The organism is Streptomyces pactum (assembly GCF_002005225.1).
GTDB classification, from domain to species: domain Bacteria; phylum Actinomycetota; class Actinomycetes; order Streptomycetales; family Streptomycetaceae; genus Streptomyces; species Streptomyces pactum_A.
The window spans coordinates 8,291,013-8,307,755 of record NZ_CP019724.1 but is presented as its reverse complement, the minus strand read 5'-3'; the positions used below and the strand labels follow the sequence as shown (position 1 = coordinate 8,307,755).

At 69.2% G+C, this 16,743-nt stretch carries 5 protein-coding genes and 1 pseudogene; 4 read left to right on the top strand and 2 right to left on the bottom strand.

What is annotated here, in order from left to right:
• Window positions 1-28: 28 nt before the first annotated feature.
• The 4 genes and pseudogenes from B1H29_RS36030 to B1H29_RS36015 form a co-directional block, all read left to right on the top strand.
• Window positions 29-4,708 (top strand): tetratricopeptide repeat-containing serine protease family protein, encoded by a 4,680-nt coding sequence (locus B1H29_RS36030; protein ID WP_079160660.1) that lies wholly within the window; start codon window positions 29-31, stop codon window positions 4,706-4,708.
• 27 nt (window positions 4,709-4,735) lie between these two features.
• Entirely contained in the window at window positions 4,736-4,984 is a 249-nt protein-coding gene (locus tag B1H29_RS40295; RefSeq protein WP_159027879.1) for a transposase, read from the top strand.
• Between the two features lie 186 nt (window positions 4,985-5,170).
• Window positions 5,171-5,743: a GNAT family N-acetyltransferase gene (locus B1H29_RS36020; RefSeq protein WP_055420845.1), complete on the top strand. Its 573-nt coding sequence runs from the start codon at window positions 5,171-5,173 to the stop codon at window positions 5,741-5,743.
• A 118-nt stretch (window positions 5,744-5,861) separates the two neighbouring features.
• Window positions 5,862-6,104: pseudogene (locus tag B1H29_RS36015) on the top strand (helix-turn-helix domain-containing protein); the annotation flags it as partial.
• A 422-nt stretch (window positions 6,105-6,526) separates the two neighbouring features.
• On the opposite strand, the gene B1H29_RS36010 reads toward B1H29_RS36015, so the two are convergent.
• Both B1H29_RS36010 and B1H29_RS36005 read right to left on the bottom strand, forming a co-directional pair.
• Window positions 6,527-8,938, bottom strand: a complete 2,412-nt coding sequence (locus tag B1H29_RS36010) for an MMPL family transporter (RefSeq protein WP_055420003.1) — start codon at window positions 8,936-8,938, stop codon at window positions 6,527-6,529.
• 56 nt (window positions 8,939-8,994) lie between these two features.
• Entirely contained in the window at window positions 8,995-16,476 is a 7,482-nt protein-coding gene (locus tag B1H29_RS36005; RefSeq protein WP_234393101.1) for a type I polyketide synthase, read from the bottom strand.
• Window positions 16,477-16,743: the final 267 nt, after the last annotated feature.

Genomic DNA, 16,743 nt, shown 5'->3' with positions numbered 1-16,743 from the left:
ATGAACACGGTGGATCCGGGGGCAGAGCGTGGACGACGGACGTGTGGTCGGGGTGGACGGGCCGCGAGGCCCCGGGTCGGGCTTTGCGATCAGCCGCAGTCTTGTGCTGACCTCGTCCCACGTCGTGCCGGACGTAGGCGGGGAGGTGACCTTCTTCCACCCCGGGGAGAAGGAGCAGTACACCGCCACGGTCGTCTGGCGCGGCACACCGATGGACAAGGACGACGCGGCTCTTCTCCGGGCCGAGAACGCCTACCGGGGACCGGACGGGGCCGCGTTGTCCTGGAAACCGGTCCGCTGGGGCCGGCTGGTGACGCACCAACCCGAAGTCCCGTGCCAGACCGTAGGACTGCCGAACATCGTCCAGCGCAAGCCGCCGGCCGACCTGTACCGCGTGACAGGCACGGTCAACCGCACGGACCGCTTCGCCAACAACCGCCACCTGATGCGGGTCGAGGAGCGCATCGAGGGCGGCGGCACTTCAGACCGTACGCGCTCCCCCTGGGGCGGCCTGTCGGGAGCCGCAGTCTTCTGCGATGACGTACTCGTCGGTGTCGTGGCCGTCGACTTCGCCGGCTTCGGGCACACCCGTCTGGAGATCTCACCCGCTTACGTCCTGCTGAATGATCCGGCGTTCCAGGATGTTCTGGCCGAGGACCATCTGCCGACACGGATGGAGCCGGCGGAGTGGCAGCGGCTGTATGATCCGCCTGCGCCGCCGCTCCCCGGCGGTCCGCTCACCTCCCCCGCAGCGCTACTGGACGCCCACAGGGCGGTGGTGCCCTTCCGGGGCCGGGCCCGACTGCTGCACGAACTGGGCATCTGGTGCGATCAACCCGGTCTCGGAGTGCGCCTGGTACACGCGCCCGGAGGGCAGGGCAAGACGCGATTGGCCCTGGAGTTGGCCGATCGGCTGGAAGCGAAACGCTGGACTGTCGTGTGGCTCACCGACCATGCCGACGATGCCGCCGTGCAGAAGCTGGCGGACGCGGCTGTGCCTCTCCTGGTGATCCTGGACCACGCCGAGACCCGCCTCGGCCGGCTCACCGTTCTGCTGCGGGCCCTCGCCGCACACCGAGGAAGCACGCCGTTCAAAATGCTCCTGCTAGCCCGTACCCGCGGAGACTGGTGGAACGCCGCCCGTCGCGCGCATCTTCCGGTCCAGAACGTGGTCGAGGCGGCGCCTGTGACCGCCCTACCCCCGCTGCAGTCGCACGACATCGACATCCGGAAGGCATACTGCCAGGCAGTGGACAGCCTCTCCCGCGCCCTGCACGGAGTGGACGGCCGACAGAACGACGACTGGCCCACCATCGCCAGGGATCTGAAGAAGAACTGCCGGGAGCGCCTCCGTTCCGCCGAAGACCTTCAGGGGGCGCTCACCCTGCACATGACGGCGCTCGTCGATCTGCTGGACGCCGGGACGCCGGACCCGGCCCATGACGTGGACGCCCCCGGCCCAGTGTTGGACGAGCGGCTGCTGGATCACGAAATCGCCTACTGGGAGAGCGCCGCCGATCGCTCCGGAACGGGGCTGAGACGGGAGGACCTCCCACAGGCGCTGGCCGCGGCGTTCCTGTGCGGCGCCGACGACGGCCGACAGGCAGACACCCTGCTGCGTGGGGTGCCGGTGCTGTCCGACCTGAGCACCAGGCACCGCTACGCGGTCAGGGACTGGATCAGCGCCCTCTACCCGCCCCAGGGCGGCAGAGTCTGGGCAGAGCTCCGGCCGGACCGGTTGGCCGAGTACTTCGTCGGCCGGCAGCTCCGCGACGATCCCGGCCTCGTGGACGACCTGTTCGCCGACAGTGGACTGACCATGACGCAGACCACTCGTCTGCTCACCGTCTACGCCCGCGCCGCCGCTCACCCCGCCCACCGCGGACTACTCGACGCCGAGCTCACTGCCTTGTGCGTACGCCGCAAGGACATCCTGCTCCCGGTGGCCGTGGACGTCGCCACGCGGGTGGAGCGCCCGGAACCGCTTGTGTGCGCCCTGAAGGAGCTGGCCGAGCGCACAGACGCGACTCCTCAGGACCTCGCGGACCTCGCCGACCGCCTCCCGCGGCCCACCCACAGCCTGGGGCCGCTGGCCGTCCAGGTGACGCAACGGCTCGCGGCCATCCACCGCGAGCAGACCGAGGCGGACCCGGCCCGCCTGGCGGACCTTGCCACGACGATGCGGCGGCTCACCGGCCGCCTCGGCGACCTGGGACGGCGCAGAGAAGCCTTGGCGGCTGCGGAGGAAAGCAGCGAACTGGCCGCGCGACTCGCCGACAGGGACGGCCGTACCTACCTCCCCCAATACGCGGCCAGCCTCATCAATGTGTCGGTTATGCTCGGCCGCCTCGGGGAGCGGGAGAAGGCACTCCGCCGCGCCCGCGCAGCGGTGCGCGCATACGAACAGCTCACCGACGGAACAGACGCGTCGCCATCTGCCGTCCACCTGAGCGAGCTGTCCCACGCACTCAGCGCCGTCTCGACCGCCGAGGGGGAACTGGGCCACTTCCACGAAGCGCTCGAGAACATCGGCAAGGCCGTCAGCCTCCGCCGCGACCTGCTGGAGCAGTACGGCGAGACCTACAAGCCCGCCCTCGCCGACGCGCTGAACAACCAGGCCATCTGGTTGAAGGAATCAGGGCGCCCCGAGAAAGCCATGCGGAAGAGCCAAGAGGCCGTGGCGCTGTACCAGGCGCTGGCCGAAGAGCGCCCGGACGCCTTCCGCCCCCGGCTCGCCATGACTTTGGGAACACACGCCAACTGTCTCTCGGCCACTGGCCGGTACACCGAAGCGCTCGCGGCGAACGAGGAAGCAGTACGCATCCGCCGCCGCCTGGCCGACGAGAACCCCAATGCCCACCTCGCCGACCTCGCACTCAGCCTCAACTCCCTTGCGATCAACCTGGACAACGAAGGACGACACGACGACGCCCTTCCGGCGGCTGCCGAGACCGTGGACCTCTACGAGCAACTGGCGGACAGGGAACCGTCGGTGTACACCCCTGAGCTCGCCGCGAGCCTGAACACGTACGCCAACCAGCTCAACACCGCGGGAAGGAACCGGGAAGCATGCGAGGCCGCCGGAAAGGCGGTCGACCACTACCGGTCCCTGGCCCGGAAGGAACCGGGTGTCTTCACGGCGGATCTCGCCATGAGCCTGACCACGCTGTCCAGCCAGCAGGACGCCACCGGGCAGTACGAGGAAGCCCTCGCAAGCGCCCGGAAGGCGGTTGCCCTTCACCGAAGGCTGGACGAGCGGCGATCCGACGCCTTCCTCCCGGGCCTGGGGATGAGCCTCAACAACCTCTCCCTCCGCTGGAAAGCCATGGGCGGGCTCGACAAGGCCCTCACGCTCATCGACGAGGCGATCGGCATCCAGCGTCGCCTCATCGCGGCCGGCCGGACGGGCCCAACTCACACCGCGCTGGCCATGGCCCTGGTGAACAAGGCCAGTTGTCTCTTCGCCATGGGGCAGAGGGAAGCAGCCGTCCAACCGGCAACGGAAGCGGTGAAGTTGTTCCGCCGCCGCATGTCCCGGAGCAACCCGGACGCGTACAAGCCGGAGCTCGCCACCGCCTTGTCCGTCCTCGCGGCTGTGCTCACCACCACCGGGCACAGAGTCGAGGCGCTGGACAGCTGGGAGGCGCTGGTCAAAGTCCGAAAGCCCCTGGCGGCGCGCGACAGCGCAGGCCATGGGCCCCACTACGTCAACGAACTGCTCATGATGGGCACCCATCGCTCCGCGTCAGGCCGTCACGACGCCGCGGTGGCTGCCCTGAGGCAAGCCGTGGCCACCTGCCGCAAGCTCGCGTACCACGACCCGGACCAGCAACGCTTCCAGCTAGCCGTGTCCACGGCCGTTCTCACCGCCGTCATGACACAGGCAGGCCGGCGCCGCGAAGCGCTGCCGACGGCCGAAGAAGCGGTCACGCTGCTGCGAGATCTGCACCAGGATGATCCGGCGCAGCGGCCGGTGTTCGCCGACGCGCTGGTCCTCCTCGGTGTGCTCAGGCACTGCGTGGGACATGCGGAGGCACGCCATGCCCTCCAGCAGGCCGTCGACATGGCACAATCCCTCGCTCCGGCCGTCCAAGGCCCCGTCCTCACCCGAGCCCTTATGGGTCTGGGCACCTGGGCCGGGGAACAAGGGCAGACCGCCCAGGCCATGTCCCTCCTTACGCAGGCGGTCGCTGTCGCCCGGTCCACCCCCGAGGATCCCGGCCAGGCAGCCGCCCTCGCGTCCGCCCTTTGGAGCCTCGGCCGCTACGCCCCACGGGACGAGGAGGGCAGTCGTGCAGCGCTCAGGGCAACCGCAGAGGCGGTGGAGATCTGTGACAGCCTGGTGCGGGCGGACGCCACCGCGCACGAACCCCTTCTCGCCGACGCGCTGGCCGTCCACGGCCTTCGCTCGGCCGTAGCGGGACAGTATGCCGAGGCCCTTCGCATCACTACGGAGGCCCTTGACCTCAGCCGCCGCCTGGCCGACGCGGACCCCACCGCCCACCACATCCGCCTCGCCGACGCGCTTTCCGCGCATGCCGAGGCCCGGCTCCTGGCGGACGTCCACCACGACGAGGCCCGCGAGACCGTGGCGGAGGCTCTCACCCTTTGGCGCGGCGTCTCTCAGCACGAACCCGGACTCGCCGCCCCACGCCTCTCCCAAGTCCTGGACACCTACACACGGCTACTCGGCGATGACCCGGACTAGTAGGACTCCGTTAGGTTGTTCTGTCTCTTGGGTTGGGCTGGTGGCATCCCGCACACGATTCCTGAACGCATCGACCAGATCCTCGGCCGCCTGAACCGCGGCATACGCGGCGGCCGGCCACCCGGCTTCGACCGAGGCATCTACCGCCACCACAACGTCGTCGAACGCTGCTTCAATCGCCTCAAGCAGTGGCGCGGGCTGGCCACTCGCTACGACGAGACCCGCGAGTCCTACCAAGCCGCCGTCGCCATCGCCTCAATCCTGCTCTGGATCTGACCTTTGAAGACGATCTCTAGTCGTCGAGCGCACGATCGCCTGGCTCCACGGCTTCCGCCGCCTACGCATCCGTTGTCCGGGATGGTTCAGGAAGCCTTGGCGGGCAAGGCGTCCGAGGCGGCTGGACCGGAGCGGGATCGGATATTCGGTGGTCTCTCCGCCGCATGAGGCCGCAGGATGGTGCGCATGACTTTGGCCACTCCCGTACTGCACACCGCTCGCCTGCGGCTGCGGCCCTTCACCGACGCCGACGCGGACCTCCTCTTCGCGCTGCACAGCAGCATCCACGTGATGCGCTACTGGGACTCCGCGCCGTGGAACGAACGGGCTCGCGCCGAGCGCTTCGTCGCGATGTGCGGGAAGATGGCGGACGAAGGCACTGGGGCGCGGGTGGCCATCGACCTTGCTTCTGACGGGGCGTTCGTCGGCTGGTGTGGTCTGACCGAATGGGACCCGGTCTGCCGTAGCGCGTCCTTGGGCTACTGCCTCGACGACGCGATGTGGGGCCACGGCTACGCGACGGAAGCCGCACATGCCTTGCTTCGGTGGGCATTCGACACACTGGACCTGAATCGCGTTCAGGCCGAGACCGATACGCGCAACGTGGCATCTGCCCGGGTGCTGGAGAAGATCGGATTCGTGCGGGAAGGGACGTTGCGGGAAGAGTGCGTCGTGAACGGCGAGGTGTCCGACACGTGGGTGTTCGGGTTGATCAGGCGAGAGTGGCGGCCGTCGGCCTTGCCGATTCCAGCCCGCTAGCAGCGGGCCAGGCACCGCCGCGGCATGAGGGTGCCGTTGACCTGCTCCACCCGTCACCGCTTCGGCTGCGGCACGAAGTATATGTGCGGTGACGTCTGGTCCGACTGCCGGAGGTGCGGTGGCCGAGCCTGTCCGTGTGCGGGGACTGACCGGCCAGGAGGGGCAGAAGCCGCAGAAGATCGTGCGCCGTGGCAGCACCAGCTCGGTGCGCCGTCGGCGCGCGGTGATGTTGCTGGCTTCGGTCGGCGGGAACCGGGTTCCGGTGATCGCCCAACTGGTGCAGGCCGACGAGGGCACCGTCCGGGACGTGCTCCACCGGTTCAACGAGATCGGCCTGGCCTGCCTGGACCCTCGTCTGGCAACCTGTGCCCGCGACGACAGTGTGCACCTCGCCTGCGGCCACTGGCCCTACAGAGGGGCAACCGTGAAACGGCAGACCGATGTCCCCCGCGGGCGCGAAGGAGGCGGCGAGGCTCGCCCATCCGCGCCGTGCGGGGCATCGGACTGTTGGCCTGATCCGTTTCGGTCCAGCAGGCAGCATCTGTCCGCCCGCCCCTCATTCGCCGCACGAGCCGGCGGAGTGACGGACGCGTCCACGCTCCCGTGCCATCACCGGCCACCACGGGAACGTTCTCACGGCACCGTCATCACGGCTCTTGGAGCAGCTTGCCGGCCGGGATGGTTGCCTCGGCGGTGTCGTAGGAGGTGCTGAAGGTGCCCTCGGGGCGGTGATGGAGAGCTTGGTCAGGGCTTCGGTCCAGACCTTCTTGGCTACCTTTCGTCTCACCGGGGTGTCGCCTGCGTCCGCCCGCTTGTCGAACCGTTTCCACGGTCAGTCTCCGGCGTGAGCGCCCCTGAAGAGCTGGGGCCCTCGTGCTTCCGCCCGCCCTCGGGAACGTTGGCCGCAGTCGACGGCGAGGGGATGAGATGCCGCAGAGTGGCGGGCACCCACCAGTTGAAGGAGCCTGCCAGCGCCATGACTGCCGGTACGAGCAGGGGCCGGATGATGAGGACGTCCAGGAATACGGACAGGGCAACGGTGACCGCGATCAGCTTGATGGTGGCCAGATCGGCTGCCGCCATGGCCAAAAGAACCACGAGGACGAGCGCCGCTGAGGCAGCGAACAAGGGCGCGGCGCTTTGGAGGCCCTGTGCCGTGGCCTGGACAGTGTCGCGGGTGCGCTGGTGAGCCTCGGTGATCCGAGCGAGCAGCAGGATTTCGTAGTCCATGGACAACCCGAAAGCCAGGAAGAAGGCGATCAGGGGAAGCATCAGGTCTGTGGTGCCCGTAGCCGTGACGTGGCCGACGAGCCAGGTGAAGTGGCCGTCCTGGAAGACGAAGACCATGGCGCCGAAGGTCGCGGTGAGACTGAGGCTGTTGACCACGAGAGCCTTGACGGGCAGGAAGAGGCTGCGTGTGAAGAAGAACAGCAGCAGCAGCGTGGCCAGGACAATGACAGTCACCGCTGCCGGCAGCGCCCGGGCGACCGCTGCTTGCGAGTCCAGGAACTCCTTCGTGGGGCCGCCGGCCATGACGGGTGCGGGCGCCGGCACGTCCTCGATTGCACGCACGAGACCGGTGGCGTCGCTGGAGTAGGGCAGGGAGGCGGTGCTGATCGCCAGCCACGTACCGCCGACGACGGTGAAGCGCTCATCAGGGGAGCAGACACTTTGGGTGGGCGAATCGGAGCACGAGGTTCCTACGGCTTTTCCGTCGGCGTATGTGCCGGTGGCCGTGCGCAGCCCCTGCACGTGCGGCAGACCCGCCAGCCGACGGGCATAGGCATCAAGGTCCTTCACTCGCTGAGCACCGGCGGGCTGCCAGCCGCGCAGGACGACATCGATATGCGTACGGAACTGCGGGAAGTCGTGGCGCAGGGTTTGCGCGGCGTGCACCTCCGGGGCGTGGGAGGGAAGAGCGCGCTCGTCGCTGAACCCGAATGCGGCATGCCGGAACGGCAACGCCAGGAGCAGCAGCACAGCGGTGACGGCAGTCACGACGACGAGCGGACGGCGCATGACGGTGGTGGCCAGCCGGTGCCAGCGACCGGTCGTTGCTGTACTGCGGCGCCACCGGGCGAGCAGGTCCCGTTGCGCCAGGCGTTCCCCCCAGCACGCCAGGGCCGCTGGGATGACGATGAGGGAAGCCAGCGAGGCCAGCAGGACGACGCTGATCCCGGCGAGCGCGAACGACCGCAGGAAGTACAGCGGGAAGAGCAGCAGACCGAGCAAGGACGCGATCACCGTGGCTGCGGAGATGACGACGATGCGTCCGGCGGCACAGGTGGCGCGCACCAGTGCCAGGGTGTGGGGGTGCCCGGCGGCGGTTTCCTCGCGGTAGCGGGCGACGAGAAAGAGGCTGTAGTCGACCGCGAGAGCCAGTCCGACGGCTGTGGTGAGGTTCAGAGCGAAGGTCGAGACGGGGGTGAAGGCAGTCAGGCCCCGCAGGATGGCGGCCGTGCCGGTGATGGCGACGACGCCGACTGCCACGGGGAGACAGGCAGCCAGGACACTGCCGAAGACACCGAGCAGCAGCAGGAGGGTGATGGGTAGCGCCCATGCCTCCATGCGGAGCATGTCCAGTGTGATGTGCCGCTCCAGTGCACGGGTGACCACCGCTTCCCCGGATGCTTGGACCGTCAGGGGCCCGCTGGACCGGGTGACGGTGGCCAGCACGGTGTCGGTGATGGTGCTTTGTGCGCGCTGGTCACCGTCGAGCCACAGGGCGATCAGCGCGGTGTGGCTGTCGGCGGACCGCAGCAGCGGGTCCGGGACGGGCCGGGCAGGCAGCGACGCTGGGTCAGGGCCGATGGGTCCGGTCCAGTAGGAGTCGGCGCCGCGCACGCCTGGTAGGTGGCGGAGCTGGTCCACGAGGCGGGTGCCCGCCGTCCGCGCGGCCGCGTTGTCCACGGAGCCGCGGCTGGTGGCCAGCAGCATCACTTCCGGCGTGCCTGCGTGGGTACTGTGACGCAGGATGATGCGGGTGCGTGCGGAGTCGGTGTTGTCGGTCAACCATCCGCCGTTGGTCAAGTGGGCGGGCAGGCCGATGGCGAGGAAGCCGCTGACCGCGGTGAACAGGACGGTGGCGGTCAGGATCCGCAGTCGGTTGCGGACAGCCCAGAACGTCAGGACGGCAAGCCAAGACGTTCGTGTGGCGGAGCAGCCGGGAGTGCTGGGGCGCGGCTGCTCGCTCATGAGTGATCACTCCTGTGGGCATCGGGGCCGATGCCTCTGTGGGCCGGTGAATAGGTTCAGTTGCTCAGGGCGGGACCGTGTGTGCGCTTGGGTGGCTGGTGCCCGAGCCGGATGAGGGCGCGCCGGGCGAGGTCGGTGATGCCGTGGGCGTTGAGGAATTCCAGGGTGGGTAGTTCGCACCCCAGCCGGTCACGGGCGGCGATCACCGCCTCGACGGCCATCAGGGAGTCCAGGCCGAGCTGGTCGAGCCGCTGGTCACGGTTCAGGCGGCTGGGGTCGATCTGGAGGATTCCGGCGAGGACCTCGGTGACGGCATCGGCGGCCAGCGTGAGTGCTTCTTCGGGGGTGGCGGTGGCGAGCTGGTGACGCAACTGGTCGCTGAGGTCCTCCGCGGAGGTGTGGGCGGGGATGAGACCGGCGAGGCGGGGGTGCTGCACCGCGGGCAGCATGCTGCGCATGCGCCTCCAGTCGATGCGGCCGACGGCGGTGACCGCGGTGCCGCGGGCGGCGGCGTGTTCCAGAGCAGCGCATGCCTCGTCGGGGCTGATGGTGCTCAGTCCCAGTCGGTTCAGCAGGTCGGTGATGCCGTGGCGGGCGGCATAGCCGGCTTCGTCGACGGCGCCCCAGGCCACCGTGGTTCCGGCTTGTCCTGTGGCTTGCCGGTGGCGGGCCAGTGCTTCCAGGTAGCTGTTGGCTGCTGTGTAGTGGGCCTGGTAGGCGTTGCCGACCCAGGCAGTGACCGATGAGCACATTGCGAACAGACGCAGGTCGCGGTCGTGTGTGAGCCGGTGGAGGAGGGCGCCGCCCAGCATCTTGGGCTCCAGGACGGTACGGAGGCGCTCATCAGTCAGTTCTACGAGGGAGGCGTCGTCCATGCCCATCGCGGCGTGGACGACACCCGATAGGGGATGACCGCTGGTGTCGATGGTCTGCAGGACCCGCCGTAGATCCGTTTCCTGGGTGACATCGGCGGCCACCACGGTGACCTGTACGCCGCGCCGGCCCAGCGAGTCGGCGAGGTCAGCAGCTTCGGGTGCCCCGGCCCCGCGGCGGCTCACCAGTGTCAGATGGCGGGCGCCGTGATCGGCCAGTCGGCGGGCGGCGACGGCGCCCAGCCCGCCCAGCCCGCCGGTGACGAGGTACGAGCCGTCCGTGGACAGCCGCAGCGGTTCGGCTGCTTGCACAACGGAGGGTGGCTCATCGAAGGTAATGATGATTTTGCCGATGTGGCGTGAGCGCTGCAGGACGCGCAGGGCTTCGTCCACCCTTGCCGCCGGATACGTCAGATGCGGCAGCGGCCGGTACGTGCCGGTGCTGACGCGGTTCACCACCTCCTCGAAGCACGCTTCGGCCTGGGGGAGGCACTCGGAGATCATCTGATGGGCGTCGATGCCGTAGAAGGCGATGTTGTTCTTGAAGGGGCGAAGCCCCAAGGGGGTGGAGGCGTAGATGTCGCGTTTGCCGAGCTCGAGGAACCGACCTCCGGGGCGCAGGCATTCCAGGCTGCGGGTAATGGCCTCCCCCGCCAGGGAGTTGAGCACGACGTCGACGCCTTGGCCGCCGGTGAGCTGCGACACCCGCTGGCCGAAGCCGAGCGTGCGGGAGTTGAGCACGTGCGACACGCCCAGCATCCGCAGCAGATCCCGCTTGGCCGGTGTGCCGGCGGTGGCGATGACGCGTGCACCACGGCTTTGGGCCAGTTGCAGGGCCGCCAGTCCGACGCCGCCGGCTGCGCCGTGGATCAGGACGGTCTCGTCGCGCTGGAGGCGGGCCAGACGCTCGAGGGCGTGATGGGCGGTGAAGAACACCACCGGCAGCGTCGCGGCCTCGGTGCAGCTCATCCCATCCGGGACGGGGCCGACCAGGCGTGCGTCCACGGTGACGTGTGAGCTGAGGCTGCTTGGTGCCAGGGCGTAGACCCGGTCGCCCGGCCGGAAGGCGGTGACGCCCCGGCCGACCGCGGTGATGGTGCCGGAGCACTCCAGTCCGAGGGCCGGGCCCCCCGGCAGCGGTGTTTCGGCGCCCGGCGGCAGGAGGCCGATCGCCAGCATGACATCGCGGTAGTTCAGCGCTGCCGCCTCGACGGCGATGACGACCTCGTTGTCCGCGGGCGCGGCAGGATCGGTGGCGGTCCAGGCCAGTCGAGGCTTCAGCCCGGCCTGATCCAGCCGCAGCGTGTACGCCGTCGAAGCCGTGTCGGCGGGGCGTGCGACGGCGGGTGCTTGTGGTCGCACACGTGGCACGAAGCGGCCGTTGCGGGTCAGGACGACTTCGTCCTCATCGCTGGGGTGGAGAAGTTCGGCCGCCAGGCGCTCCGCGTCGTCCGCGGGTCGCGGGCCTTGCTCAAGGGAGATGCGCCGCACAGCGAGTTGCGAGTGTTCGTTGGCGAGCGTGCGCGTGGCCCCCCACAATGCGGCATCTTCAGGGTGAGCAGGGACTTCGGGGGCCGGGTGCAGGCCGCTGGGCCGGGTGACGACCCATAGTTGGGCCGGCGCCGCGCGGGAGGTGTCGGAGCAGGCGGTAGCCAGTGCCCGCAAGGCGCCGAGCCGTGCTGTTGCCTGGTCGGTGACGGCGGTGGCCTGATCGCCTGTGGGGTCGCTGTCGAAGATCAAGGCGACGTGGACGGAAATCTGGTCTTCGGTCCACCGGGCTGCCTGCTCTGCGGCCTTCGCGCACACGGTCGTGCGCACTTCGGCGCCGGCCCGGGCGAGTGTGGCAGCCAGATGACGGGCCAGAGGGCTGTCCGTGCTCTCGGCTGCCACGATCCAGCGGGTGGTGTCGACCGCCGGGAGCCCGGGAAGGGCGAGCGGTGCGGTGCGGGCGGCTCGCTGGGCGCAGATGACGGAGTAGTCGAGCTGGTCGGCAGGGTGGTCGTGGCCGAGTTGGGCGACCTCGCCGAAACCGCAGGACTGCAGCAGCGGCCCCCAGGCATCAGCCGCCAACAAGGGGGAGTACTTACGCAGCGAAGTGTCGGTGAAGTTCCAGAACCCTTCGAGGGGCCCGAATACGGGCGCGAGCAAACCGGGGTTGTGGGTTTCGAAAGCCAGCAGTTGGCCATCGTCAACCAGCAGCCACGACACCTTGGCAAGGGTCTGACGCAGATCGGTGGTGGCGTGCAGGACGTTGGTGGCGATCACCAGGTCGAAGGAGGCTTCGGTGAAGCCCTGTTCTGCTGGATCCTCCTCCAGATCCAGGCACTGGTAGGTGAGGAAGTCGGCGTCTGCGAAGCGGGACTGGGCGTGGAGGAAGAAACTGGCTGAGCGGTCGGTGAACGTGTAGGTGGTGCGCTCCGGCGGCAGTTCGTCCAGTAGCACGGCGGTACTGCCACCGGTACCGGCCCCTACTTCCAGGATGCGCAGTGGTCGGTCGGCAGGCCAGGCGGCCACGATCTCCCGGAGGAGACCGCGAAGCAACTGATTGTGGAACCTGGGCTGCGCGGCATCGCTGTAGAAGTACTCGATCAGGTGCCGGTCGGGCTCGTCGAAGAGCAATTGCAGTGGATCCCGTTCGCCGCGCAGCACCTCGGCCAGGTGCAGGCTGCATCGGCCGAACAGAATCGCTTCCACGACATGCTGCGGAAAGGCGGACATCGTCTGGCGGAAGTGCTCCAGGGACCGGCGCTGAGCGGGCAAGCGCCAGCGCTGGGGCTCTGCCGGCTCAGCAGGGACGGGCTCGATGACGCCGCATGCTGTGACCCGGGCGAGCAGCTCGGCCAGCCGGGCATGTTGACGCAGCATTCCCGCGTCCACCAGGTCACCGACGCTGAACTCTTGGACACCGGGAGGCAGGAGATGAGCCAAGGCGTCGGCAATCAGGTGCGCACACGTCTGGTGCAGGCTGTTCAGCGCGGCGTCGTGGCCGTCGCGCCGCCATGCCTCCTCCAGCACCTGCTGATGCGGTTGGACGGCCTCGGCCAGGATGTGTGGCGAGGGGAGGGGGGCCGAGCGGTTGCGATCGGCCGTGGTGGGAGCGGAACGCAGGGTGCTCACAAGGTGCTGGACGGGATCGGTGACCGCGTCCGCCAGGCGTCGCAGCCGGGCCCCGGCCATGACGGCGCAGACCTGCCCATCGGGATCGGTGATGGTGATGTCCCAGCACTGTTCACCGGTACCGCGTTCACGGGCCCGCACATGGATCAGCCCGGTGTTCGGCAGTTCCTGCCAGATCTGCAGCGCGTCGACTCCCACCGGCAGGAAGGGCTGGTAGAAACCGTCCACGGCTGTGAAGACCGCTCCGGCCTGCAGGGCTCCGTCGAGCAGCGCGGGGTGAGCGTGGTAGCCGTCCGCAGGAGCGGTCTGCGTGTAGGTGGCCACAGCCTCGTCCTGGCCGAAGTCAAGGTGGGTGAGGACCTGGAAGGCCGGTCCGTACGACAGGCCGGCCCGCTGTGCACGCGCGTAGTGCTCGCTGCCGGCCATGCTCGACCGCAGCCGGGCGCGGATCGCGTCGATGTCCATGGGCTCGGGCCGGTCCGCAAGGAGGCGCCGTACCCGGGCGCGGGCGTGCAGTTGCCATGCCGTCGACGGGCTGGGTCGTGCCGCGATCTCGAGCGCCTGGTCCTGCTCGCTCAAGGAGACCTGGACGTGTACGTCCGCCGTGTCGTCGTTCCACGGCACGTCCAGCGCCCTGAGGATGAGCAGGTTGTCGACTTCGACCGGTGCGTCATGCACGAGGCGTCCGGCAGCCAGAGCCATCTCCAGATAGCCGGTGGCCGGCATGACCACGCTGCCGGTGACCTGGTGATCGGCCAGCCACGGCAGCCGGTCCGGTTCGATGAGCGTGGACCAGGTGGGCTGTTTGACCGGCACACCGACCCCCAAGAGGGGATGCTGCACGGGTCCCGTTTCGCCGAGGCTGCGCAGCCACCACTGCGGATCGCCGTGGAACTGCCGCTCACGCTGCCAGCGGTAGGAAGGCAGGGCAACCAGTCGGCCCGGCACGCGGAAGATGGTCTCCCAGTCCGGCCGCGCACCGACAGCAAGGAGCTGGGCGACCGCGGTGGCCACCGCGGTCGGCGCGTCGACGGCCCGGGCGCACGGCGCCAGAATCAGCGAAGGCCGCTCGGCCGCCCGCATCGCTTTGCGAAGGTAGGGCCGCAGCACAGGGTGGGGGCCAATTTCTACGAAGGTGTCGTACCCCTCTGTGAGGAGGTGCTCGAGCGCGGGCCCGAACGCGACCGGCTCCCGTACGTTGCGCCACCAGTAGTCCGCGGTCAGCTCCCGGCCAGTGGCCGGCAGTCCTGTCACCGTGGAAACGAGCGGAACGCGCGTCGCACCGGCGTGGAGGCTGGCCAGGGCAGAGGTCAGACCCTGGCGAACCGGGTCCATGGCCCGGCTGTGGAAGGCGTAGTCGAGGTCGAGCAGGCGGAAGAACACGCCACGGGCTTCCAACTCCTGCCCCAGCTGGGCAAGGCGCCGCCCGGGCCCGCAGATGGTGACGTCGTCGGCGCCGTTGACCGCGGCGATCTCCAATACTCCGCCGTAGGGTGCGATCTCCTTGACTGTCTGCTCCCTGGACGAGCTGACGGCAGCCATGCGACCGGTTCCCCGGGTGGCGGCCTGCGCGCGGCTGCGCTCGGCCACCACCAGTGCCGCAGCCGGCAGATCCAGCGCCCCGGCCACATACGCGGCGGCGATCTCCCCGACGCTGTGCCCAAGGACGGCGGCCGGGCGGATCCCCCTGGACCCCAGCAGCTCGGCCAGAGCGACCTGGAAGGCGAACAGCACCGGTTGGGCGACCTCCGTGGCCTGCATCCGCCCGGCGTCAGCCGTCTCCATCTCCTGCTGTACGGACCAGCCCAGGTACGGCTCGAGGGCCTCGTCGACGCGGGCGACTGCGCCGCGGAAGACCGGCTCCTCACGCAGGAGGTCAGCGCCCATACCCGCCCACTGGCTGCCGTTGCCCGCGAAGGCGAACACCACCCGGCCGTCGTTCAGTGCCTGCCCGGTCGCGGTGCCGGCCGGGGGCGCGCCCTCGTGTGTGCTGAGCGCCTCCAACAGCCTGGCGCCCTCCTCCGCGGTGCCCGCCAACACCACCGCACGGTGCGGGTGGGCGGTGCGCCGACGTGCGGCAGTCCAAGCCACGTCGTACAGGCCCCGCTCGGACTCCTGCCGGAGACGTTCGGCCATGGCGGCTGCCGTCGCGTCCAGAGCCTCCTCGGAGCGGGCGGAGATGACCACAGGAAAGGTGGCACGCCCGTCCCAGCTCGTCGGCCGCGGCGCTGGGGCAGGGGCAGGGGCGCTGCCCAGGATCACGTGAGCGTTGGAGCCACCGAAGCCGAAGGAGTTCACGCCCACCGCCAGCGGGCCTTCGGCCGGAAGCGGCAGGGGTGCTGTGCACGGTTGGATGCCCAACCCGGCGAAGTCGATATCCGGGTTGAGAGTATCGGAGTGCAGCGTGGCAGGAACATGCCGACGCTGCAGGATCAGCAGAGCTTTGAGCAGACCGGCCATGCCGGAGGCCGCTTCGAGATGCCCCAGATTGGACTTGACCGATCCGATCGGCAGTGCGCCGTTGGTACGGTGCCTGCCCAGTGCCCGCCCGATCGCCTGGCATTCGACGGGGTCGCCCGCCGGCGTGCCGGTGCCGTGGGCTTCCAGGTAGTTCAGCTCGCCAGCGTGCATGCCGGCACTCGCGTAGACCTGCTCGAGCAGGTTGCTCTGGGCGGTGGCGCTGGGCATGGCCAGGCCGGCGGTGCGGCCATCGCTGTTGGCGCCGCTGGCGCGGATGATCCCGTGGATGCGGTCCCCGTCCGCCAGAGCGTCGGCCAGCCGTTTCAACACGGTGACGCCGCCGCCTTCCGCGCGGACGTAGCCGTCGGCTTCGGCAGAGAACGGTCGGCAGCGTCCGGTCGGCGACAGCATGGAGGCGGCGGAGAACCCGACGAACCCCATGGGGTTGAGGAGTACGTTGACACCGCCGACCAGTGCCATGGAGCTTCGTCCGGCTCGCAGTGCCTCACATGCCTGGTGCAGGGCGGTCAGGCTGGAGGAGCAGGCGGTGTCGACGGCCATGCTCGGGCCGTTCCAGTCGAACAGATAGGAAATGCGGTTGGCGGCATTGGTCGAAGCCACCCCCGCCATGGTGTAAGCGGTGGACGAACTGCCGCCCACCATCTGCAGGTCGCCGTAGTCGCGGCTGGAGATGCCGACGAATACAGCCGTGTCCGATCCCGCGACGACATGTTGGTCGATCCCTGCGTCATCCAGGGCTTCCACCGCCATCTCCAACAGCAACCGGTGCTGCGGGTCCATGCGGCCGGCCTCGCGGGGCGAGATGTTGGAGAAGTATCCGGTGTCGAATCCGGCGATATCACCCAGGAACCCCCCGCATGACGTGTAACTGCGGTCTCCCCTGCGTCGGCGGCTGTCGACAAAGCGGCTGACATCGAACCGGTCAGCGGGGACGCTGCTCACCTCGTCGCGGCCTTCACCCAGCGTTTCCCACAGCCTGTCCAGGCCGGTGATGTCACCCGGCAGTCGGCAGGAAACGCCCACGATGGCCACAGCCTGGCCATCGTGGTCCACGGTGGTGCTGGCCACGAGTACACGCTCCGATGTCGTACGGATGCCGCCAGAGGAATCGTCCGGACACCGTCAGGCTGAAGGAATCCCGCCCGGCGGGACGGTTAGCGAGTGGATCTTAGAAAGGGATGACAAGCGGGTTAGACCGCAGCCGATGAGGCGCCGCCCCGTGGAGCGACGACACGGGGCGGCGTAACCGGCTGCTGACCTGCAGAAGCCGGTCCAACCACCCGCAAATCCGGGCACCGAAGCGCACGCCTGGGGTTCACCAGCACGGGTGAATGC

Excerpts from the sequence above, each read along its gene's own strand:
- B1H29_RS36020 (WP_055420845.1), top strand. The coding sequence starts at position 5,171 with ATGACTTTGGCCACTCCCGTACTGCACACCGCTCGCCTGCGGCTGCGG.
- B1H29_RS36010 (WP_055420003.1), bottom strand. The coding sequence starts at position 8,938 with ATGAGCGAGCAGCCGCGCCCCAGCACTCCCGGCTGCTCCGCCACACGA.